Below are 22,371 nucleotides of genomic sequence, written 5' to 3'. Positions count from 1 at the left end.
CCACCGGGCTTTTTGTATATGCCTTTTTCTTCTTGCTGATGCCTTTTCGTTTTTTAAACCGCAGCGGCCTTCCCGCTATAGTCATTTCATTACCCATCAGATGGTTATTTAATAAGGATAAAAACGTGAAATTGACGATATCTCATTTACGGGCAGGGGCGGCGGTACTGTTGGCGGGCATATTGCTGGCGGGGTGCGATCAGCAAAGCAGCGACGCGAAACACATCAAAGTCGGCGTGATTAACGGCGCCGAGCAGGATGTGGCGGAAGTCGCGAAGAAAGTTGCCAAAGAGAAGTACGGTCTTGATGTGGAACTGGTAGGATTCAGCGGTTCATTGCTGCCTAACGATGCGACCAATCACGGCGAACTGGACGCCAACGTGTTCCAGCATCGACCGTTCCTCGAACAAGATAACAAAGCCCATAACTACACGCTGGTAGCGGTAGGCAACACCTTTGTTTTCCCGATGGCGGGCTACTCGAAAAAAATTAAAACGGTTGATCAACTGAAAGACGGGGCGACGATCGCCATTCCTAACGATCCGGCTAACCTCGGGCGTGCGCTCCTGCTGCTGCAAAAAGAGAAGTTGATTACCCTGAAAGAGGGGAAAGGTCTGTTACCAACGGCGCTGGATATCACTGACAACCCACGTCATCTGAATATTATGGAACTGGAAGGCGCGCAGCTGCCGCGCGTACTGGACGATGCGAAAGTGGATGTGGCGATCATTAGCACCACCTACATCCAGCAAACCGGACTTTCTCCGGTGCATGACAGCGTCTTTATCGAAGATAAAAACTCGCCGTATGTGAACATACTGGTGGCGCGGGAAGACAACAAAGATGCTGAAAATGTGAAAGCGTTTTTACAGTCTTATCAGTCGCCGGAAGTTGCGAAAGCCGCAGAGACTATCTTTAACGGTGGCGCGGTGCCGGGGTGGTGATCGGTAACGCTTTAAGTTAAATGAACTTTATCGCCAGAGACTCTTTTCTGGCGATAACATGCAGCATGGTATTTCCCGCTTAACGACAATAGCGAAATTTCTCTTCTTTTTTCCCCGTTCGGAGTTTTCAACAAACTTTCCCCTTCCATCCTTTTTTGTGCTCAAAAAAGCCGATTCTAATAGTGGATTGTCCTTTTTTGTAAGGTTGTGGTAAGCAATCTTTAGATTTTTATACTGAGAAATAGTAGGTGATTAAAAGAAAAGATCGTTCCGGTAAAATTCCTGGAAATGGTATGTATTGTAACCTTAGCTTAACAATAGTTACGTTTAGAATCTAAATAGGATTATTCTTGTAAAAAATTAAAAAAATGATTTGTTTGTAATAACTCATTAATTATTAATAAATTATATAAAATACTTTAGTCGTATTGTCAGGATTATTCTCGTAATTCTAAAAGTGGTGTTTTCTGGCTAATAATGCAGCAATAAATGTAATCGCTTTGTTTTTGTTTGTTTGATATTTGGTTTTTATTGTGTTTTTTATATGTTTAAATTTCGACTGTTTTGGGTTGTGCAGTGATCTGGATCAATTTATTTGATTTATAAAATTTTATCTTTTTTTAACTGATACTGTCTTATAAAAACCTGGTTATCGATATATTTTGCATGGTGAATAGCGCAGATATTATGCGGTACTTTATTTTCCTGTAAGCATTTGGATTTGATTTCTTTTGGTTGAAAAATCCTAATATTGCGGATGAAAGTTTTGCGTATATTATGTCAATGGAACCGGAAGGTGTTATTCAGTACTCATTTTTGATAATGGGGTGAGGTTTGTTTTGCCTTAATAACACATTCAATACGTCGTTCATTTATATCAACAACACCAGGGGAATTTATTATGCGTAAATATAATTATGCGTTATCCGCGTTAGCAATGGTTATCACTTCCGCATTTACTGCTTCAGCATTTGCGGTGGATGGAACTATTACAATTAACGGACAAATTACTGATACAACTTGTACTATTTCTGTCGACGGTGGCAGTAATGATGCAACGGTAACGCTGCCAACCGTTTCGTCTACTACGCTCGGCGCAGCAGGCGCAACGGCAGGTGCTACGCCGTTCACTATCTCGCTGAGTAACTGCTCAGGAACATCTTTAAATACCGCCAGCACCTACTTCGAACCTGGCGCTTATGTTGATAGCACAACCGGTCGTCTGAACATTGATTCAGCAGCGGCAGATGCAGCGACTAACGTGCAGGTTCAATTATTAAATGCCGATCGTAACGCCATTGTTGCAGGGGCTTCAGTAGCGAATGGCCAGAATGATATCCCTGTCGATATCTCTTCTGGAAACGGTACGCTGAATTACTTTGCGCAATATTATGCTACTGGCGCATCTACTGCGGGTTCTGTAACGACTCAGGTCGATTACACCATGGTTTACGAGTAATAAAGACAGGAGTAAAGGCGGCGTCCTTTACTCCTGATTATGAGGTGATGAGATGTTAAAGATATTATCTTCCGGGCTGGTATTGTTATTTTCGGCGTTCTCACTGAACGCTATGGCTGACGTTGTGATTAACGGAACACGCATTGTATTTAATGCAAAAGACAAGGAATCAACGGTACAGTTAAAAAACCGGGGGAATAATCCTTATCTTTTACAAATATGGATGGATGATGGTAACCCAAATGCAAAGCCTGGGGAGATCACGGTTCCGTTCCTCATTGCTCCTCCCGTTGTTCGTATTGATCCGGAGAAAGGGCAAGCTGTGCGAATCATGGCGACGAACCCGTCATTGCCGCAGGACAGGGAGTCCTTGTTTTGGTTCAACATGCTGGAAATTCCGCCAAAAGCACAGGATTCAACGTCGGGCAAAACACATATGCAACTGGCATTTCGTACCCGAATAAAATTATTCTACCGCCCGGATAATCTGCAACCAACACCATTACAGTCTTATAAAGAATTAAAAATATTCCAATAAGGGAACAACATAAAAGTAGTAAACGACTCTCCCTATTACATCACTTTCAGCAAGGTTGAGATTCGTCGAACAACAGGGTCAGCTGTATTAGCTGCTGTAGAAAACTTCCCCCAGCGTATGGTGAAGCCAAAAAACGAAATAGTATTTCCGCTCGCTAATAAAAAATCGACGCAATTGAGCGGTGCTTCAGTTTTTTACAGTGTAATAAATGATTATGGTGGAGAAACAACAAATGAGCAAAAATTACAAAGTAGCCCATAACGTTATTTCTTGTCCTCTGAGATTAACCCGCATTGCTCAATTCGTTGTTTTATCTTTTATTTCTGTTCAGGTTGCCTTCGCTGAAAATGATGAAGTGCAATTTAATAGTGATTTTTTACGCTCAGCGATTGATGTTAGCAACTATTCTCAGGGAAACCCGGTTCCGCAGGGACAATATAATGTCGATCTGTATGTGAACGACAAATGGCGAGGGCGTGGTGAAGTTAAGTTCGAAAATGATAAAAGCAATGCCGTGGTAGCCAAACCGTGTTTTACGCTGAAGCTGATATCAACGCTGGGAATCGATATTGATAAAATTGATCCAATGCTGCGCCAGTCGTTAAAGAATAATGAAAGTTGTGTGCGTATTAGTGATATATCTTCTGATTTAACAGCTTATTACGATGTGACGACACAGCGCATCAATGTGCAGGCGCCTCAGATATGGCTGCTTCGCCAGGTTCGCGGCTATGTTAATCCTGAATTATGGGATAACGGTATTCCTGCTGCGACGTTGCAATATGATTACAACGCATGGCATGCAGAGATGTCTGGAACGGACTCTATGTCATCTCAGTATCTGAGCCTGATGGGAGGGCTCAATTGGGATGCCTGGCGCTTACGCTATCGCGGTATTTTCAACTGGAACAACGATCAGGGTTGGCATTATGACTCAACCAGCACTTATCTTGAGCGCGGCATTATTCCGCTGCGCAGCAAACTGGTGATGGGTGATTCCACCACGGATGGCCAGGTCTTCGACAGCGTTGGTTTTCGGGGCGTAATGCTGACTTCTGACGATCGTATGTATGAGGATTCCCAGCGAGGCTATGCGCCAGTTATTACCGGTGTTGCAAACACCAACGCACTCGTCAGCGTGAGTCAGCGCGGCGCGCGTATCTATCAAACGACGGTTCCGCCTGGCGCGTTCCGTATTGATGACCTGTACCCCAATGGCACCGGCGGCGATCTGCTGGTAACGATTAAAGAGGCCGATGGGAGTGAGCACAGTTTTACCGTGACCTATGCTTCCATCGCTGAACTGCTCCGCCCGGGAACCAGTCGCTATTCGCTGATGGCGGGGCGCTATCGGAATACCTCCGTGAATGAGAAACCACAGATTGCTATGGGGACATTCCGTCATGGTTTTACTAACTTACTGACCACTTACACCGGTGCGATGGGCGGGGAGGATTATCAATCGGTCGCAGGTGGCGTCGCGCTCAATACGCTCATTGGCGCGCTTTCTGCTGACATAACGCATGCGCGAACGACGCTTGCGGATAACAGTAAACGTGAAGGCCAGAGCATCCGCTTTTCATTTGCCAGGATTCTGCCCGTCGTTGATACCAATATCACCCTGGCGAGCTATCGCTATTCCAGCTCCGGTTATTACGATATTGACGATGCGATGTTGATGCGTGATTTAGAGCGGACAAATAAAGGGGCTTATTCCAGCAGCATTAACCGCAAGAATCGTCTGCAACTCAGCGCAACGCAAACTATTTCCGAGACGCTTGGGAGCATTAATCTCAGTGCCAGCACTCAGGATTACTGGAACAAAAGCGGGCGTGATACCGAGTATCAGTTGGGTTACACCAATGCGTTCAAGTGGTTCAATTTTAACCTCAACGCCAGCCGTACCCGCGATTTAGTGAAAGACAAATGGGATAACAAAATCGCGATAGGGATTTCCCTGCCGTTAGGGAACAGCGCGCGCTCGGCTTATCTCAGTACCACCTATGTTCAGGAAAGCGGACATCGGGGGCTGCAAAACTCAATCGCCGGCACCTCCGGGGAGAACCGTCAGTATAACTGGGGCGCGTTCGTCAATCAGGATGACTACGACCATAGCAGCAATAAAACCACGGGTGGCGTCAGTGGTAACTGGACTTCGCCGTGGACCAGCATGGGCGGCAGTTTCTCAGCAGGCCAGGGCTACCAGCAATACGGCATGAACCTCTCTGGCGGTGTTGTCGCCTGGCAAAATGGCGTTGTGCTGACGCCGATCATGGGGGACACCATGGCGGTCATTGAAGCGGAACATGCGGGAGGCGCAAAGGTGGCAAACAACAGCAGCCTTAGCCTTAACCGCAATGGTAATGCCGCAGTGCCTTACCTCTCACCCTATCGCCAGAACACGATTGAGCTCGACCCTCGGGGGCTATCGAATGATATCTCCCTGGACGTCACCAGCCAGAACAGCGTCCCTACCGCAGGCGCCGTGGTGTTGATGAAATACGCCACGGATACAGGGTATTCCGTGCTTTTCACTCTCCGCCATGCCGGTGATGTGCTGCCTTTTGGCGCCGATGTGGTCGATGAGAGCGGCAATACTGTCGGTTACATCGCCCAGGGTGGGCAAAGTTTTGCGCGCGTTAAGAATCTGGCGGGCAAATTGCGCGTGAAATGGGGAAGTGGATCGGGTCAGGAGTGCCAGTTCAGTTACCGCTTATCAGAGCAGAAAAGCGCAGATGTCGCCGACTTACGTCGGGCTGATGCGGTATGCCAGTAATTAAGGAGTGAAAGATGAAAACTATCGTAACGGGCGTTGCCCTCTCTTTTCTGGCACTGGCGGCGATGTGCGGCGTGGCGCGAGCGGACGGGACGTGGGTGAACTGTGAGCGTACCAATGGCTACTACCAGTACTTTGACTCTACGACCGTACAGGTGGGTAAAGATGCTGCCGTCGGTGATTTATTAGGTACCTGGGCGACCTCTTACAACCCGACGGCATGGACTTGCTCTCATCGTACTAATTATCAAAGCTACGCCATCCCGATGGCGGTACAGGGGTATCCCCCCTACACCGTTTGGGGAACTACCCAGGTCGATGGGCAAACGTATACTGTCTATAACACGACGGTAAAAACCGGGTTGGGGTATATCGCTCGCTGGCGCTATACGGTAAAAGGGCAAACCAGCGACTGGTATCCTCTTACCATTGCGACCGGAGGGCAGCAGACGCCTTCGCAGTTATTTACGGTGACAGGCGATGGAAGTTCATGGAATCTCGGCGTGGATGTCCAAATCCGTTTTGTAAAAACCTCGACATCGTTAACCGCAGGCAGCACTTCCGTCTTTGACCCGATGTATATGCGACACTACCAGACATACGGGGGCAGTACGTCTGTTGGCAGCGGCACCTATATGATCGCTGATTTTCTGGCGGGAGGGCTGATCATATCCACCACCGGGGGAACCTGTACGACGTCGGATGTCACGGTTAATTTACCGGCTGTTAGCCGAACTGATTTTAGTGGCATAGGTTATACCGCCGCGCGTACTGATTTTAATCTGAACTTTACAAAATGCCCGGCAGGGTTATCGAGCATCAGCTATTTGTTTACGCCGACCACGGCCATTATTGATAACGCCAACGGTGTTTTTGCGCTGGCGAGCACCTCAACGGCGAGCGGCGTGGGTATCCAGTTGTTGGATGATCAGAATATCCCTCTGTCGTTTAATACGGCATATCTCCTGACGGATTATGATCCGGCTCAGGACAATGCGAATTATACCGTGCCACTGCGTGCCGGTTTATATCAGACTGCGGCAAATGTCTCTTCTGGCGATGTCAGAGGTGCAGTGACATTCACCCTTGTCTATAAATAGAGGAGGGGGCATGGCGAAACGGCTAAAATATGTTCTGAACCACTTCCTGATTTTACTTTTATTGCCGTCATCGGCTATGTCGGCAACGTATATTAATTACACGCGAGTGATAATTAATGAAAAGGCGCGCGAAACATCATTTACTATTTACAATGAAGGGCTGAAACCCGTTTTATTGCAGTTGTGGACTGAAAAAGACAATATTTTTGATCGTCCCGAGGAGATTAAAACACCGTTTATCATTTTACCTCCGATTTTTCGGCTTGAAGGAAAAACATCCCGGGCGGTGCGGGTACAGTTTACTGGCGACCAGCATACATTACCTGCTGACAGAGAATCTTTATTCTGGCTGAACACGCTGGAAGTCCCTCCTGTGGCTGATGGTAAAGCGGAGAAGGGCGCGCTACAGGTCGCTTTTCGTACTCGGGTGAAGTTATTCTGGCGGCCCACTGCACTGGCAGCAATCACCCTTGAGGAAAGTATAAAAGAATTACACATCTCTTTATCTGATTGTGGAGGAAAACGCTGCCTGTTAGTAAATAATAACTCACCTTTGTACGTAACATTAATGGATCTTACGTTGAATGACGGTACAGAAATAAAGCAATTACCTGATGATGGTCTTTGGGCACCATTGTCAACTAAAACGGTTGTTTTACCCAAAAACACAAAAGGGGAGGGCACAGTCAAAACACTCTCATGGATTGATGATTATGGCGTGGTCAATACCTATAACTACTAATGCGAAGGATAACGTTATGCTTAATTTTAACCCTTCATCCTTACGTTTTAAATTTATTTACCTGACAAAAAATATTTATGATGGTATTGCCATTCATACACTTTTTGAAGATGCCCTGCATGAATCAGGATTGAAAATGGGGCTTAATGAAGATATACCCTTTCACCTGATCGATAAGTACAGTAATTTTATTCCGTTTTCATTGCGGTTTGATGCGACGTATAAACAACGCAGTCGCACGCTCGAACACGATATTACCCTCTCGGCAAAAGGGGAAGAGATAAAGCGAATGCGTTTTAATCATATACTCTTTTTTGTCGATATGTATAACCCTGACCATACCTCTTTTCTTTCGGTCGCCGGACTGCATGGCCTTACGGTGGTCAGGGAGCGCATGGATGCTTTCATGGTGCATTGTAATGCGGTAATTAATGGCAATAGAAAATGCCGTTCAAGTAGTTTCTTGTTCACGCTGCGTGAGCAGCAAATTGTGTTTCATCTCTTACAAGGCATGTCGGTTAAAGAAATCGCACTGGAATTAAATGTGAGCGATAAACTGGTTTATCGGGAGCGCTGGGCGCTGACGCGTAAGCTTATCGACCAGAAAAATTGCAGATTATACAAAAGGCTAATAAACATTAACGCGACATTATAAGCGATAAAAGAGTGGACCAGATTATTGGAGTCCACTCTTTTGCCTTATGCCGCCCGGGCGCGACGGCGGGAATCCATTGAAATCAGCACCACCGACGAGAGGATCAGCAATGTACCAAGCCAGTCCGGCAGGGTGAAGCTGATGCCCAGCAACAGCAGCGATAACAACGCGCTGCTTAGCGGTTCCGCGCAGCTCAGAATGCTCGCTTTCGGCCCGCCAATCATTTGCGCCCCTTTCAGATACAGGCTGAAAGTCAGCGATGTGCCGATGACCACCAGATAGAAAAACGCCAGAATCAGGCTGCCGCTGACCACAAAATCCGTTCCCTGCCCGGCATAGAAGGGCAGCAATATCACGCCGCCGATCAACATGCTCCAGCCAACGACAGGAAGCGTGCCGTAACGCGCGATCAGCGTAGAGGGCCAGGTCGTATAAAACGCTGCGGCAAACGCGGAGGCAATCCCCCAGAATAGCGCGGCAGGCGAGATAGACAGCGATGTCGGATTACCGTGTGTTACCAGCAAAAAGGTGCCAATAAGAGAGGTGAGAATGGCCGTCAGCACCAGAATGCCGGGGCGCGCTTTCCGTACCAGCGAGAACCACGCCACGATAATCGTCGGCGATAAAAATTGCAGCACCGTTGCGGTGGCGGCATTGGATTTCTCAATGGTGAGCAGGAAGGTGAGCTGTACGGTAAGCGCCCCCATGATGGAAAAGAACAGCAGGCTTAGGGCGTCCTGGCGGTTTTTGAAAATGGAAAATACTTTGTCGCCGTGAACAAACGAGAGCATCAGCAGAATTAACCCGGCGAATATCAGACGCGTCATGGTCAGAAACTGCGACGACATCTGGCTTTGTTCCATAATGTACTGCGCGCAAACCCCTGAACTTCCCCATAATACGGCGGCAATCAGGACGTTCAGCATCCCTCTTCTGGTGGACCCCATTTTTTCCTCAACATGGTGTTTTGTCTTTTTTATGTGCAGGCATCATAGCAGAGATGGCGGCACAAACGAGACGGGCGTTAGCATCGCCCACTTTTACGACAGTCGGGTAAGCTGTGTTTCACCGTCCTCCATCGCCAGTTGATACAGCGAAAACGCGGCATGTTTCTCGATCAGATTGGCCAGTTCAGGCGAATGACTGGTGAGCCAGATTTGCGAATGGCGGCTGGCTTCGGCGATCAGTTGGGCGAGGGCGGGCAACATCTGCGGATGCAGGCTGTTTTCCGGTTCGTTGAGCGCGATAAAAGCTGGCGGTCGCGGGCTTAACAGCGCTACGGCCAGGCACAGGAAACGTAGCGTGCCATCCGAGAACTCCGCAGGTTCCAGCGGACGGGTCAACCCTTCGCGTTTCATCATCAGGCGAAAGCGGCCGCCGCTGTTATCGCTGTAGAACACGCAACCGGGAAATGCCCGATCGAGAATCCGCATCAGCAGCAGTTCATCGCCAATCTCGACGATTGTCTGGAACGCTGCCGCCAGGTTTGCTCCGTCGCTGGCCAGAACCGGTGAGCGGAATCCCACCTGCGGAACACGAATCGCAGAACCAGACGAGACTGAAAACTCATGATAAAAGCGCCAGTTGCGCAGCATTTCTCGCATCTGCGACACCTCCGGGTAGAGGTGTGGCTCTCCCAACTGGCCGAATACCGACTCGTTCTCATACAGCGTGCCGCTGTGGGTGACTTTCTCGTGATGGATATTATTGAGGAATACGACCTGGTTTTTACGTTTCATCAACTGTGAGGAGGGGCGGCGAGCGTGTCCGCTCAACCAGACAGACTCCTCTTTGATGACCGGGTCGAGATCGAACTGCGACGGGTAGGGGAGCTTCTCGACAAACCCTACCTGTAACTCGTATTCATAGGTTTCTGTTTCTACCGCCAGAGTCATGCGCCGCAACTGGTCGCTGCGCGTTTTCCCGGCCCAGAATACCTTCAGAATGCCGCCTTCGTTCGCCAGCGCCTGTGAGAACTGCCCCTGTGCCGCACTGTGCATCAGGTGAATCGCCTTATAGATATTCGACTTTCCGGTGCCGTTAGGGCCGAAGACGATATTGAGCTGTTCCAGTTCCAGAGACTGATGGCGAATCGAGCGGTAGTTTTCGATGTGCAGCGTTTTGATCATGGGCGTTAGCGGTAGAGGGGCGATGCGGCAAGCATAGCGATTTCGTCCCGGAAGAGACAACCCGTTCATATAGTTTTACGAGGCGTATAAAAAAGCAGGGGCGACTTTCTCGTCCCTGGGGGGCTTATCAGAAGCCTTCCAGCACAATCTTGCCGACGGAGCGGCCCGTTTCAAGCTGTGCGTGCGCTTTCTGAATATTCGCCGCGTTGATGGCTCCGTAATGTTCGCCCAGCGTGGTGTGAATCACCTTAGCATCAATAAGCTGCGCCACGCGGGTCAGTAGCTGATGCTGGGCGAGCATATCGTCGGTTTCAAACATTGAGCGGGTAAACATAAACTCCCAGTGCAGCGAAATACTCTTTGTTTTCAGCGGTCGTGCATCGAGCGTTGCCGGATCGTCTATCAGCGCCAGCTTACCCTGCGGCGCCAGGGCTTCGATGAGCTGCGGGTAATGCTTATCAGTGTGGGTCAGGCTGGCGACGTGCGTCACCGTGTTGATGCCGATCCGCGCCAGCTCTTCCGTTAGCGGTTTGCTATGGTCGATGACATGATGCGCACCGGCTTCGCGTACCCATTTCTGGCTTTCCGGGCGCGACGCGGTGCCGATTACCGTCAGTCGGGTGAGTTTGCGGGCCAGCTGCGTCAGGATGGAGCCCACGCCGCCTGCGGCGCCGACAATCAGCAACGTATCCCCTTCGTTGCCGCCTTCTTCAATGCCGAGGCGGTCAAACAACATTTCCCATGCGGTGATCGAGGTTAGCGGCAGCGCTGCTGCGGCGGCATTATCCAGCGTTTTGGGTTTCAACGCGACGATGCGCTCATCAACAAGCTGGAACTCGCTGTTGCTTCCCGGACGGCCCAACGCGCCGGCATACCAGACTTCATCCCCCGGTGCGAACAATGTCACCGCCTCGCCGACTGATTTCACTACGCCTGTGGCATCCCAGCCCAGCACGCGCGGGGTCTCTGCGTTAAAACCCGCGCGTACTTTGGTATCGACCGGGTTAACGGAGATGGCTTTCACCTCAACCAGCAGGTCATGTCCGGCGGCGACCGGAACAGGGAGGTCAATGTCCTGTAAAAACTCAATATTGCTGCCTTCTGGCGCGGCGCGGGTAATTGCGATGGCTTTCATAACGTCTCCGGTGTGGGAACAGGTTTATCGTTTGTATAATTCGATGGTAAACCGCCAGCAGAACGGGAAAAATAGCCTCACGATGACAGGACTTATATTCGGGGAGTGAAAATGTTCCGGCTTGAAGATCTCACGTTGTTTGTTCGCGCGGCGGCGCTAAACAGTTTTAGCGATGCGGCGCGGGAAGCCGGGGTACAGCCTGCCCAGGTCAGTTCCGCCATCAAACGGCTGGAGTCTACGTTAAACATTCGCCTGTTCGCACGCTCGACCCGCAGCTTACGGCTGACGCCGGAAGGCGAGGTCTGGTTGCCTTACGCCAGGCAGATGCTTGAGGTGATGCACGCCGGGCTGCAAAAAATTCAGACGCCGGAAGATGAGATCTCCGGTACGCTGCAAATCGCCGTGCCCTCCGATCTTGGGCGCAATTTACTGCTCCCGGTATTCCAGTCGTTTCGCCATCGCCACCCTGCGTTGCGCCTGCGGGTGTTTTTCTCCGATCAGGTCGCCGATGTATTTAAAGATCCGGTTGATGTCGCGTTCCGTTACGGCAATACGGAAGATGCTTCTTACATCGCGCTGCCCGTCTCCCCCGATAACCGGCGTGTGCTGGTGGCTTCGCCGGACTGGGTCGCGCAACACGGCGATCCACGTCATCCCGATGATTTAGCGAATCTGAATGCGTTAACGTTCGTCTTGCGCGGACGCCTGCATGACCGCTGGACGTTCATCCGCAACGGTGACGTCAGCAGCGTACAGGTCAACGGCACCATGATGAGCGATGATGCTGAAGTTATCCGGCGGCTGGCTATCGCCGGAGAGGGGATGGCGTATAAATCCTGGCTTGATGTCTCTGAAGATGTGCGTGACGGGCGATTGCAGCGCCTGATGCCAGATTATCAGGGAGAGAAAGTCCCGCTGAGCATGATCTGCCCGCACCGCAAACAGCTTTCGACGGCAGTCCGCCTGCTGCACGAAGCGGTAAAAGCGCGCTGCGAAAGGCTGGAACTCCCCCCGATGTGAAGGCGATATGCGTTGCCGTTTGTATTTTGTAGGCCGGATAAGCGTAAGCGCCATCCGGCGCACAATATGACGAGGGGAATCAGCGCGCCCTTAATCCTTTTTAACTGCGGTTGTGCTTCTTTTAGTTCACCAGGTAATGTTTTCTCCCGTTCGCTCCAGGCCGTCAGGACGATACAGCCATAATCGATTTCTTAATAATGGGTGAGGGCGTTTAAAGATCAGGTCGCAATGAAGGAATGAGTTTGGGGAATTGGCTTAAGACCCAGGGGAAGAGTGAGGAACTTTGGCGGAAGATCACAGGAGTCGAACCTGCCCGGGACCGCTGGCGGCCCCAACTGGATTTGAAGTCCAGCCGCCTCACCGGAGACGACGATCTTCCGCGCCCACATTGCTACATGGAGGCGGGGCGCATTATAGCTACTTTCTCAAGGTTTCCACATCCCCCCACTCACTTTTTTCATCAGCCTTTCGCCTTACCATGATCGGTTTCATATAAATCTTCACAAAATCCATGAGTTACCTGTTTTCATATCTTTTGGGAATTATGAGTACACATAACGTCCATGCGACGTTTCGTGAGAAAACCTGTCACAGGCCCGGTACGCGTAGCGCCACCGGGCAAAACACACTATTGCGCAGGCTGTGGTTGCGTGACTTCCGCTCCTGACACAACGCCTGCCCGCATTATTTGCGTCACCTGCTGTTTATCGGCGTTTACCGCGTGCAACTGACCGTTTACCGTTGGCTTCAGTGGGGCGTCCGCCTGGATATTACCGCTGGCGGTAAGCTGGATGTTGCCGTCGCCGGAAATGGGCAGCGCAGGCCATCCCCATTGCTGCAATACGTTCATTGGCACGCCGCGTCCGTTCAGGCTGACTTTTGTCTGGCGCTGGGGGAGTTGTGAAACGCTGGCCGTGGCTTCTAACAGCCCTTTCTCCGTAAATGCGCTCAGCTCGTTGATGTTAACTGTGCTGCTGTTTGCCGCCAGCGCCAGGGAGGGGCGACGCACGTCCACTCGGTTAAACGTCGCGGCTGCCGCGTTAAGCGTTGCGTTCCCGCTCCATATACCCCATTGATGGTTCTGCACCAGTCCCAGATTCGCGCCATAACCATCCAGCGCGGTGAGCTGCCACGGGAAAGCCGGGTCGATATCAATCACCAGGTTGCGACTGGCGCTGAATTTTTTCAGCGTCAGGCTGTTTAACCAGCCTGGCAGAGGTTTCATCCACTGTTGCTTCCAGTTTTCCGGCAGCGTGTATTCCAGCCCGGCAATGGCGGCATCGTCGAGGATTAGCGCTTTGCCATTACGCAGCCAGTTGCCGGATGTTCTGACCATACCGCCTTCCCAGCGGGTCGTGAACTGGCGTAGCGCAATGCCCTGCGGTGAGAATTCGGCATTCAGAATGGGATCGAAGAAATGCAGAGAACCGTAGATGAACTCGCTGGCATTCATCGACAGTTTGCCCTCTTGCGTCTGCCAGTCATCTTTGCTGAACGTCAGGTTGCGCAAACTGAGATCGAGGTCGGTTACTGCCCAGTCCGGGCCTTGCAGGCGGGCATCGGTCACTTCAAGACGGCCAATTTGCAGAGACGGGATAGCGGTGAGCGGGGCAAAAAAGTCGGTCAGCGATTTATCGCTTTGTAGCCGGATGTCGTTCAGACGCAGATTTTCCACCACCCAACTGCCGTCCGCGTTGCGTCGCGCCACGCCGGTTAAGGCACCGCGCGCAATGTCTGCGCCAATGTTGCTTAAGATTATCTGTTCCTTATCAATGCTGCCTTCAACCAGCACGTTGGTCGCGGGAACATCATTCAGCGTGAGTGAACCAGCGCTGAGCTGGATCTGTGCCTTATTCCCCAATACCTTGCCCGCTTCGGGACGCCAGGGAACCACGCCGCCGTTAACGCGCTGAGCGCTCAGGTTCCACTCACCGCCCGGGCTGTTAAGCGCCATGTTCTGTAATTGCAGGCGGTCAGCCTGAACAGGAAGCGGTGCGGTCTGCGGGGAGATATTGAGCGTGCCGTCCTGCAACAGGATGGCGTCGACGTGCAGGGGATCGGTTATCTGGCGACTGCTCAGGCCGATATCCACCGTTTTCGCGACTAACGTGGCGGGCTGGCCATCCCGGCCAAACGTAACGTTCTCAAGCAAAACGTGGGACGGTGCGGAGAAGCGGTGATCCATGACATCAAATGTCAGGCTGTACCCGCTGTTCTCTGATATCCAGGCGCTTACATGCTCCGCGCCCCAGCGGGTTTGCAGCAGAAAATAGAGGCCGAGGATCACCACCAAAAGGGCAATCAATATGTAGAGAATCAGCTTTCCAATAAATTTCATGGTCTTCCATCCCGCGAAGTGCACACATCTGAGTTATGCACGATTTACGCGCAATCCTCAAGGCGGGAATGGTGAAAGAGCGTTACAGCGGCGATGATTGTCGATCATCGCCGCATTTCGCTTACGGCTTCTCTGGCGGGAAAATCAGGTTCAGAACGATAGCGGTGATGCCCCCAGCGGCAATGCCGGAGGAGAGCAGGTTTTTCACCCAGTCTGGCGCAAATTGCAGGATCAGCGGCTGCTGAGAAACGCCCAGGCCGACAGCCAGCGACAGCGCGATAATCAGGATAGCGCGGCGGTTCAGCGGTTCACGGGAGACGATACGCACGCCGGAAGCGGCGATGGTGCCGAACATCACCAGCGTGGCGCCGCCGAGCACTGGTTCAGGAATGTGCTGCACAAAGCCGCTTACCGCCGGGAACAGGCCGAGCAGGATCAGCATCAACGCTACCACAAAGCCGACATAGCGGCTGGCCACGCCGGTCAACTGAATCACGCCGTTATTCTGCCCGAAACAGGAGTTGGGGAAGGTATTGAACACGGCAGAAACAAAAGAGTTCAGGCCGTTAGCCAGCACGCCGCCTTTCAGACGCTTCATATACAGCGGCCCGGAGACCGGCTGCTCGGAGACATCGGAGGTGGCGGTGATATCGCCGATGGTCTCCAGCGAGGTGATCATAAAGACCAGCATCAGCGGCAGCAGCAGGTTCCAGTCAATGCCCAGACCGTAGTACAGCGGCGTGGGCACCATGATTAAGTCTTGTGTTGCCGGTGTGGTGTTTTCCGGCAGCATTCCCATAAACCAGGCCAGCAGATAGCCTGCCGCCATCGCGATCACCAGCGAGGCCACGCGCAGGTAGGGGTTGCGCTGGCGGTTAAGCAGGATGATCAGCGCCAGTACAACGCCTGCCAGCATCAGGTTTTTGGGCGCGCCAAAGGTGTTGTCGCTCATTGCGGCATAGCCGCCGCCAATGGATGTTAAACCCACCTGGATCAGCGACAGACCGATAATCATCACCACCACGCCGGAGACCAGCGGTGTGATAATGCGGCGCGCCAGATGCAGTATGCGGGAGAGAACCATCTCGGTGCAGCTTGCCAGCATCAGCGTGCCGAATAGCGCTGCCATCATGGTGGGGACGTCCGCTCCGCCGGTTTTCAGCGCGGTGCCGCCCATAATCAGCGGGGCGACGAAGTTAAAACTGGTGCCCTGAATAGATAACAACCCTGAACCGACCGGCCCCCATGCTTTGATTTGAATAATTGAGGCCACACCGGAGGCGAACAGCGACATACTGATAATGTGTTGAGTATCTTGTGCCGGTAAACCGAGCGCCTGGCAGATTAACAGCGCTGGCGTGATGACCGCGACGAACATTGCCAGCAGGTGCTGACAGGCGGCAAACAGGGTTTGAGGGAGCGGCGGGCGATCTTCAAGGCGGTAAATCAGTTCGCTGTTTTGCGTTTGCGCAACCGGTTGCGCATTTGCCGACTCGACGGTGTTAACAGACATCAGAGGCAATCCCATGGTGGAAAAGCGGTGATTTTATCTGACCAGATGGTAAAAGCAAACGATTGCATTTATAAATTTTACAAACGGTCTCGGGCAGGGGTTATCAGGCGTTGGAATAACGCTCGGTTTCGGGCATCCAGCGTTCAATCAGGGCGGTTGCCTGTTGCGGATAATGTTCGTGAATGTGACGGGCGATGCGTTGAACATCCGGGATAATGGCCTGATCGCGCAGCAAATCCGCCACTTTGAACTCGGCGTTACCCGTCTGACGCGTGCCCAGCAGTTCACCGGGGCCGCGAATCTCTAAATCCTTTTGCGCAATCACAAAGCCGTCGTTGCTGTCCCGTAAGACCTGAAGGCGCTTCTGTGCGGTTTTCGAGAGCGGTGATTTGTAGAGTAGTACGCAATGGGAGGCCACCGCGCCACGGCCCACGCGTCCACGCAACTGGTGTAATTGCGCCAGACCTAACCGTTCCGGGTTTTCGATAATCATCAGGCTGGCGTTGGGGACATCCACCCCGACTTCAATCACCGTTGTCGCGACCAGCAGGTGCAGCTCACCTTGCTTAAAGGCCGCCATCACCGCCTGCTTCTCTGCGGGTTTCATCCGCCCATGAACCAGACCAATCTTCAACTCCGGTAAGGCGAGCCTGAGCTCTTCCCATGTCGCTTCCGCAGCCTGGGCTTCTAACAAATCTGACTCTTCAATCAACGTACAGACCCAGTATGCCTGGCGGCCTTCCTGGGTACAGGCATTGCGGACGCGATCGATAATATCGCTACGACGGGTGTCCGGGATGGCAACGGTAGTGACAGGTGTGCGACCCGGCGGTAGCTCATCAATCACGGAGGTATCGAGATCGGCATAGGCGGTCATTGCCAGGGTGCGGGGGATCGGCGTTGCGGTCATGATTAACTGATGCGGGTGGAACCCCTGCTGCTGACCTTTTTCCCACAGCGCCAGACGTTGATGGACGCCGAAGCGGTGCTGTTCATCGATAATCACCAGCGCCAGCCCGTTAAATTGTACCTGCTCCTGGAAAATCGCGTGGGTGCCGACCACCATCTGTACCTGCCCGCTGGCGATGGCTTCCTGCTGCGCCAGGCGCGCTTTTCCCTTCTGTTTACCTGCCAGCCAGCCCACTTCAATACCAAGCGGTGCAAACCAGTTGCGGAAGTTACTGGCATGCTGCTCGGCCAGCAGTTCTGTCGGCGCCATCAACGCCACCTGTTTGCCGTGCGCAATGGCGCGTAGCGCAGCCAGTGCGGCGACCAGCGTTTTACCGGAACCGACGTCGCCCTGCACCAGACGCATCATTGGCACATCGAGCGCCATGTCGCGTTCTATCTCCGCCACCACGCGCGCCTGCGCACCCGTTGGTTTGAACGGCAATGCGGCCAGCAGCTGATTCTTCAGTGAATCGTTCGTGCTAAGCGGCTGGGCGTGAAAACGCTGCGCGCCGGCACGCAGCGCCAGCATGCTCAGGTTATGCGCCAGTAGCTCTTCCAGAATCAGGCGTCGCTGCGCCGGATGCTGCCCGGTTTCCAGATCGCTAAGCTGTAACGACGGTGGTGGGCGATGCAGCGTGCGCAAGGCTTCCGGCAGGCTCGTCATTCCTTGCGCAAGTTCAGGCGGCAGAAGCTCGGCAATGGCGCAGGTATCAAGCAGGTCCAGCGCCTGGTCGGTGAGCTTACGCAGCGTGGCTTGCTTAATGCCTTCGGTGGTCGGATAAACGGGCGTGAGCGTTTCCTGAAGCGCCGGCGTGCTGAGATCGCCCTGCACGCGGTATTCTGGGTGAATCATCTCCGCGCCGTACTTCCCGCGTTTGGCTTCACCATAGGCCAGTACGCGCCGTCCGGTCGCCAGGCTGTTTTTCATTGCCGCGCTGAAGTTGAAAAAGCGCATGGTGAGAATGCCGGAGCCATCGCTAATCTGGCAGGTCATCATCCTGCGACCGCCGAAGGTGATATTGCAGTTCAGCACTTCGCCTTCAACAGTGGCGTAAATGCCCGGCAGCAGTTCGCCAATCGGGTAAAGATGGGTGCGATCTTCATAACGCAGGGGAAGGTGCAACAGGAGGTCCTGCACGGTGTGCAGGCCAATTTTTGCCAGTTTGCTGCTTTGTGCCGCGCCAACGCCGGTCAGGGAATTGAGCGGGATGGCATCCAGCAAACGGCCTTTCATGTGATTACCCTGCTGCCTGCATCGTGGACCACCAGGCGGCGTCGGCCTCGATCTCACCCTGCATGTTTACGTGAGGGTAGGGCAGGCCCTTGCGCTTGGCGACTTTCGCCAGCACCGGATAGCCGCCCTCAAACAGCAGGCGCTGCTGTTCGTCTTCCGGCAGCATGCTGTTTTCACGCAGGTACATGCCGGCGTTCTGCCGCTGGCGCTGTGCTTCGTAGAGAATCAGAGCGGAAGCGACGGAAACGTTAAGTGACTGCACCATGCCGATCATCGGGATGATGATGTCCTGATCCGCCAGGTCTAAGGCTTCCTGGGTGATGCCGGTTTTCTCCTGCCCCATCAGGATGCAGGTTGGGCGCGTGTAATCGATTTCGCGGAAATCAACGGCTTTATCAGAGAGATGAGTCGCCAGAACCTGCATGCCCCGGCCCTTCAAATGGCTGACCGCATCGCCGATGGTACGGTGGGTTTTCACCTGTACCCAGCTATTGCTGCCCGCTGCCGCCGACGCCATGGTGCGCATACGGCTGCCCGGCCAGACGGCGTGAACTTCGTGTACGCCTACTGCGTCGGCGGTGCGAATGATCGCCGAGACATTATGAGGTTTGTGGACCTGCTCCATGCAGACCGTCAGATCAGGCTGACGCCTGGCGAGCATCTCGCAGATACGCGCATAACGCTGTAAGTTCATAAAACTAGTTTCGGTTACGGGTGACTTTTATCACGTCCGGCATCACGCGGATTTTGCGCATGATATTCGCCAGATGAACACGGTCACGCGCGGTGAGGCGAATAAAGGCGCTATAGACGCGACCATCCTTTTCTTCCGTATTCAGACTCTGAATATTGGAGGTCGTCGTGTTGATTGCCGCCGTCAGGTTGGCCAGCGCCCCCTGGTGATTAAACATATCCACCTTAATTTCAGTGATGAACTCCTGCTCCGTCTCTTTGTCCCATTCCACAGCCATAAACTTCTCTGGCTCTTTCTGGTAACCACGGATGTTGCGGCAGGATTCATGGTGGATCACTAACCCTTTACCTGGGCTGACGTGCGCAATGATCGGGTCGCCTGGAATCGGGCGGCAGCACTTCGCAAAGGTGATCAGCACGCCATCCGCGCCTTTAATCGGCAAATGCCCATGATTGGACTGCGTTGTGGCAGGTGCGGCGGCTTCGCCTTGCTGAAGATTTTTCGCCACCACCACGCTCATCGCATTGCCCAGACCAATTTCCGCCAGCAGATCGTCCAGCGTTGCGAGCTTCATACGCTCCAGTTCGCGCTGGATGTTCTCTTGCGGGATTTCAGCCAGTTTACGGCTGCCGCCGAGGGCATGGTTGAGCAAACGGCGCCCCAGGCTGACGGAATCATCACGCTTGAGGTTCTTCAGCAACTGGCGAATTTTGGCGCGAGCTTTTGAGCTGACGACAAAGTTAAGCCATGCCGCATTCGGGCGTGCGCCAGGGGCGGTAATAATTTCGACGGTCTGACCGCTGGTAAGCGGCTGTGACAGTGGGTATGGCTGCCTGTCGACGCGCGCGCCTACGCAGGCATGACCGATATCGGTATGTACGGCATAGGCGAAGTCGACCGGCGTGGCACCGGCAGGCAGCTCAACAATGCGCCCTTCCGGTGTGAAAACGTAAATCTCATCCGGGAAGAGATCGGATTTAACGCTCTCGATAAATTCAAACGAGCTACCGGCGCTCTGTTGCAGCTCCAGCAGGCTTTGCATCCAGCGCTGAGCGCGGATTTGCGCGGTGGTGCTGGTTTCACCGTGCTCTTTATAAGCCCAGTGCGCCGCAACCCCCATTTCCGCCATCTGGTCCATGTCTTCGGTACGGATCTGTACCTCAACCGGAACGCCGTGCGGGCCGATCATCGAAGTGTGTAAAGACTGATAGCCGTTCGCTTTTGGAATGGCGATATAGTCTTTTACGCGCCCCGGACGCGGCTTATACAGGCTGTGCATCTGGCCGAGTACGCGATAGCAGGTATCGGCATCATGTACGATCACGCGAAAGGCGTAGATGTCCATGATGGAGTGAAAACGCTGCTCTTTGAGCACCATTTTGCAGTAGATAGAGTACAAATGCTTTTCACGCCCGCTCACGCGACACGGAATGCCTGCTTCCTGCAAACGTCCTTCGATCTCAGAGAGGATTTTTTGAATCATCTCTTTGCGGTTGCCGCGAGCGGCTTTTACCACTTCTTTAATCACGCGATAGCGGTTTGGGTACAGCGCTTCAAAACCCAGCTCTTCCAGCTCGGTTTTAATGTGATGAATACCTAAACGGTGCGCCAGCGGACTGTAGATCTCAAGGGTTTCACGGGCGATGCGGCGACGTTTATCCGGGCGTAATGAGCCCAGCGTGCGCATGTTGTGAGTGCGGTCGGCAAGTTTGATGAGAATGACGCGGATATCCTGCACCATCGCCATAATCATCTTGCGAAAGTTTTCAGCCTGCGCTTCTTTCTTATCGCGGAACTTAAGCTTATCAAGCTTGGATACCCCTTCTACCAGCTCTGCAACGCTTTTACCAAAAAGCTGTTCCATGTCCTGGTAGGTCGCAGGAGTATCTTCAATCACGTCATGCAGCAGCGCAGCCATCAGCGTTTCATAGTCGAGTTTCATCTCGGCCAGAATACAGGCTACCGCAACCGGGTGCGTGATATAGGGTTCACCGCTTGAACGTGTCTGACCCTCGTGAGCGTCACGTGCAACGAGATACGCCTGCTGAAGACGTTTTATCTGGTCTTCAGGCAGGTAGTTTTGAATCAGTTGATTCAGGCTTTCAAACAGATACAAGGGCGACCCGCTTTGTGATTAACGACGGCCTTCAGCAATAGCGGTAACGGCTTGTAATTCAGCGGCTTCCTGCTCTTGCTGTTCCTGGCGCTCACGGACGTCGAGGATCTGGTTGTTGATCAGACCTTCTTCGATTTCGCGCAGCGCGATTACGGTAGTTTTATCGTTTTCTTCCGGTACAAGCGGATCCTTGCCGCCTACCTGCATCTGACGAGCGCGACGCGCGGCGACCAGTACCAGGTCAAAACGGTTACCAATTTTCTCTACAGCGTCCTGAACAGTTACGCGTGCCATATTTAAAATGCTCCACAGGTGAAGAAATGACTGGGCATAATACTGAAAGTGGGTTCAGTCTGCCAACAGTTTGCTGATTAAAGCGTCATGACGCTGCTTTTGGCGGCTCATGCGCAGACGTTCGGCGCGAATAATGGTTTTCAGATCGCCCAGGGCGGTGTCGAAATCATCATTCACAATAAGGTAATCATATTCGGCGTAATGGCTCATTTCTGCAACAGCTTGCGCCATACGTTTTGCGATTACTTCTTCGCTATCCTGACCGCGCCCGCGAAGGCGGCGGTCCAGCTCAATTTTGGACGGCGGTAAAATAAAGATACTGCGCGCTTGCGGCATCTTCTCACGAATTTGCTGTGCGCCCTGCCAGTCGATATCCAGAAAAACATCCACACCCGTTGCCAGCACTTGCTCAATGGTTTCACGCGATGTGCCGTAATAGTTACCAAACACTTCAGCGTGCTCCAGAAACGCATCTCTGCCAATCATGGTTTTGAACTCATGATGATCGACAAAGAAATAATGCTCGCCATGCACTTCACCCGGACGCGGTGCGCGCGTGGTGTGTGAAACAGAAACCTGGGTGTCATACAACGGTTGGGTTTTTAACAACGCCTGAATCAGGCTGGATTTACCCGCGCCACTGGGGGCAGAAACAATATAAAGCGTGCCTTGAGCCATGAGTATCTTATGTATGTGATTATCGAAAGAGAGCCTACATACGAGCTTATTATAC

The 22,371-nt window shown here is 52.6% G+C and carries 19 protein-coding genes and 1 tRNA gene; 9 read left to right on the top strand and 11 right to left on the bottom strand.

The window, feature by feature from the left end; genetic code table 11:
• Positions 1–125 precede the first annotated feature (125 nt).
• The 8 genes from nlpA to OGV50_RS20530 all read left to right on the top strand — a co-directional run bounded on the left by nlpA (position 126) and on the right by OGV50_RS20530 (position 8,214).
• Positions 126–944, top strand: coding sequence for a lipoprotein NlpA (gene nlpA / locus OGV50_RS20565; RefSeq protein ID WP_200093239.1), 819 nt, complete (start codon positions 126–128; stop codon positions 942–944).
• A gap of 901 nt (positions 945–1,845) precedes the next feature.
• Positions 1,846–2,403: a fimbrial protein gene (locus tag OGV50_RS20560; RefSeq protein ID WP_112001393.1), complete on the top strand. Its 558-nt coding sequence runs from the start codon at positions 1,846–1,848 to the stop codon at positions 2,401–2,403.
• A gap of 52 nt (positions 2,404–2,455) precedes the next feature.
• Entirely contained in the window at positions 2,456–2,941 is a 486-nt protein-coding gene (locus OGV50_RS20555) for a fimbria/pilus periplasmic chaperone (protein ID WP_286488731.1), read from the top strand.
• A gap of 9 nt (positions 2,942–2,950) precedes the next feature.
• Positions 2,951–3,202, top strand: coding sequence for a fimbrial biogenesis chaperone (locus OGV50_RS20550; protein WP_286488742.1), 252 nt, complete (start codon positions 2,951–2,953; stop codon positions 3,200–3,202).
• A 94-nt stretch (positions 3,203–3,296) separates the two neighbouring features.
• Entirely contained in the window at positions 3,297–5,717 is a 2,421-nt protein-coding gene (locus tag OGV50_RS20545) for a fimbria/pilus outer membrane usher protein (RefSeq protein ID WP_286488730.1), read from the top strand.
• 14 nt (positions 5,718–5,731) lie between these two features.
• Positions 5,732–6,817 (top strand): fimbrial protein, encoded by a 1,086-nt coding sequence (locus tag OGV50_RS20540; protein ID WP_115614297.1) that lies wholly within the window; start codon positions 5,732–5,734, stop codon positions 6,815–6,817.
• Positions 6,818–6,827: 10 nt separating this feature from the next.
• Positions 6,828–7,559, top strand: a complete 732-nt coding sequence (locus OGV50_RS20535) for a fimbrial biogenesis chaperone (RefSeq protein WP_200093244.1) — start codon at positions 6,828–6,830, stop codon at positions 7,557–7,559.
• Between the two features lie 16 nt (positions 7,560–7,575).
• Positions 7,576–8,214 carry a helix-turn-helix domain-containing protein gene (locus tag OGV50_RS20530; RefSeq protein WP_114848124.1) on the top strand — a complete coding sequence of 213 codons (639 nt, stop codon included), beginning with the start codon at positions 7,576–7,578 and terminating at the stop codon, positions 8,212–8,214.
• 44 nt (positions 8,215–8,258) lie between these two features.
• Here OGV50_RS20530 and OGV50_RS20525 read toward each other — a convergent pair whose 3' ends face one another.
• The 3 genes from OGV50_RS20525 to OGV50_RS20515 all read right to left on the bottom strand — a co-directional run bounded on the left by OGV50_RS20525 (position 8,259) and on the right by OGV50_RS20515 (position 11,478).
• Positions 8,259–9,161, bottom strand: coding sequence for a carboxylate/amino acid/amine transporter (locus OGV50_RS20525; RefSeq protein ID WP_024131066.1), 903 nt, complete (start codon positions 9,159–9,161; stop codon positions 8,259–8,261).
• A gap of 93 nt (positions 9,162–9,254) precedes the next feature.
• A complete protein-coding gene (locus OGV50_RS20520) occupies positions 9,255–10,343 on the bottom strand; it encodes an AAA family ATPase (protein WP_012135794.1) in 1,089 nt (362 codons plus the stop codon).
• Positions 10,344–10,470: 127 nt separating this feature from the next.
• Positions 10,471–11,478, bottom strand: coding sequence for a zinc-binding alcohol dehydrogenase family protein (locus OGV50_RS20515; RefSeq protein ID WP_115614298.1), 1,008 nt, complete (start codon positions 11,476–11,478; stop codon positions 10,471–10,473).
• A 111-nt stretch (positions 11,479–11,589) separates the two neighbouring features.
• Between OGV50_RS20515 and OGV50_RS20510 the strand changes: the two genes are divergently transcribed.
• On the top strand, positions 11,590–12,498 hold the full coding sequence (locus tag OGV50_RS20510; protein WP_115614299.1) for a LysR family transcriptional regulator: 909 nt from the start codon (positions 11,590–11,592) through the stop codon (positions 12,496–12,498).
• Positions 12,499–12,782: 284 nt separating this feature from the next.
• Here the strand turns inward: OGV50_RS20510 and OGV50_RS20505 are convergent.
• From OGV50_RS20505 to gmk, 8 genes are all read right to left on the bottom strand, one after another.
• A tRNA-Sec gene (locus OGV50_RS20505) sits at positions 12,783–12,877 on the bottom strand.
• Between the two features lie 249 nt (positions 12,878–13,126).
• Positions 13,127–14,836, bottom strand: coding sequence for an AsmA family protein (locus OGV50_RS20500; RefSeq protein WP_049008087.1), 1,710 nt, complete (start codon positions 14,834–14,836; stop codon positions 13,127–13,129).
• Positions 14,837–14,957: 121 nt separating this feature from the next.
• Complete coding sequence (gene xanP / locus OGV50_RS20495) at positions 14,958–16,349, bottom strand: xanthine/proton symporter XanP (RefSeq protein ID WP_024131065.1); 1,392 nt, start codon at positions 16,347–16,349, stop codon at positions 14,958–14,960.
• Between the two features lie 103 nt (positions 16,350–16,452).
• Entirely contained in the window at positions 16,453–18,534 is a 2,082-nt protein-coding gene (gene recG, locus OGV50_RS20490) for an ATP-dependent DNA helicase RecG (protein WP_200093248.1), read from the bottom strand.
• A gap of 4 nt (positions 18,535–18,538) precedes the next feature.
• On the bottom strand, positions 18,539–19,228 hold the full coding sequence (gene trmH, locus OGV50_RS20485) for a tRNA (guanosine(18)-2'-O)-methyltransferase TrmH (protein WP_049011031.1): 690 nt from the start codon (positions 19,226–19,228) through the stop codon (positions 18,539–18,541).
• Positions 19,229–19,232: 4 nt separating this feature from the next.
• On the bottom strand, positions 19,233–21,344 hold the full coding sequence (spoT, locus tag OGV50_RS20480) for a bifunctional GTP diphosphokinase/guanosine-3',5'-bis pyrophosphate 3'-pyrophosphohydrolase (RefSeq protein WP_012135784.1): 2,112 nt from the start codon (positions 21,342–21,344) through the stop codon (positions 19,233–19,235).
• Positions 21,345–21,362: 18 nt separating this feature from the next.
• On the bottom strand, positions 21,363–21,638 hold the full coding sequence (gene rpoZ / locus OGV50_RS20475; protein WP_000135058.1) for a DNA-directed RNA polymerase subunit omega: 276 nt from the start codon (positions 21,636–21,638) through the stop codon (positions 21,363–21,365).
• A gap of 54 nt (positions 21,639–21,692) precedes the next feature.
• A complete protein-coding gene (gene gmk / locus OGV50_RS20470; RefSeq protein WP_012135783.1) occupies positions 21,693–22,316 on the bottom strand; it encodes a guanylate kinase in 624 nt (207 codons plus the stop codon).
• Positions 22,317–22,371 lie beyond the last annotated feature (55 nt).

This window comes from Citrobacter sp. CK180 (genome assembly GCF_030333655.1).
Lineage (GTDB): Bacteria > Pseudomonadota > Gammaproteobacteria > Enterobacterales > Enterobacteriaceae > Citrobacter_B > Citrobacter_B koseri.
Note: the sequence above shows the minus strand (reverse complement) of the source record. Positions and strands in the feature narration are given on the sequence as shown.

What these genes read in the sequence shown, in the direction of transcription:
- OGV50_RS20560 (WP_112001393.1), top strand. Translation starts at nt 1,846, where the DNA reads ATGCGTAAATATAATTATGCGTTATCCGCGTTAGCAATGGTTATCACT.
- OGV50_RS20555 (WP_286488731.1), top strand. Translation starts at nt 2,456, where the DNA reads ATGTTAAAGATATTATCTTCCGGGCTGGTATTGTTATTTTCGGCGTTC.
- OGV50_RS20540 (WP_115614297.1), top strand. Translation starts at nt 5,732, where the DNA reads ATGAAAACTATCGTAACGGGCGTTGCCCTCTCTTTTCTGGCACTGGCG.
- OGV50_RS20535 (WP_200093244.1), top strand. Translation starts at nt 6,828, where the DNA reads ATGGCGAAACGGCTAAAATATGTTCTGAACCACTTCCTGATTTTACTT.
- OGV50_RS20530 (WP_114848124.1), top strand. Translation starts at nt 7,576, where the DNA reads ATGCTTAATTTTAACCCTTCATCCTTACGTTTTAAATTTATTTACCTG.
- OGV50_RS20525 (WP_024131066.1), bottom strand. Translation starts at nt 9,161, where the DNA reads ATGGGGTCCACCAGAAGAGGGATGCTGAACGTCCTGATTGCCGCCGTA.
- OGV50_RS20520 (WP_012135794.1), bottom strand. Translation starts at nt 10,343, where the DNA reads ATGATCAAAACGCTGCACATCGAAAACTACCGCTCGATTCGCCATCAG.
- OGV50_RS20515 (WP_115614298.1), bottom strand. Translation starts at nt 11,478, where the DNA reads ATGAAAGCCATCGCAATTACCCGCGCCGCGCCAGAAGGCAGCAATATT.
- OGV50_RS20510 (WP_115614299.1), top strand. Translation starts at nt 11,590, where the DNA reads ATGTTCCGGCTTGAAGATCTCACGTTGTTTGTTCGCGCGGCGGCGCTA.
- OGV50_RS20500 (WP_049008087.1), bottom strand. Translation starts at nt 14,836, where the DNA reads ATGAAATTTATTGGAAAGCTGATTCTCTACATATTGATTGCCCTTTTG.
- xanP (WP_024131065.1), bottom strand. Translation starts at nt 16,349, where the DNA reads ATGTCTGTTAACACCGTCGAGTCGGCAAATGCGCAACCGGTTGCGCAA.
- recG (WP_200093248.1), bottom strand. Translation starts at nt 18,534, where the DNA reads ATGAAAGGCCGTTTGCTGGATGCCATCCCGCTCAATTCCCTGACCGGC.
- trmH (WP_049011031.1), bottom strand. Translation starts at nt 19,228, where the DNA reads ATGAACTTACAGCGTTATGCGCGTATCTGCGAGATGCTCGCCAGGCGT.
- rpoZ (WP_000135058.1), bottom strand. Translation starts at nt 21,638, where the DNA reads ATGGCACGCGTAACTGTTCAGGACGCTGTAGAGAAAATTGGTAACCGT.
- gmk (WP_012135783.1), bottom strand. Translation starts at nt 22,316, where the DNA reads ATGGCTCAAGGCACGCTTTATATTGTTTCTGCCCCCAGTGGCGCGGGT.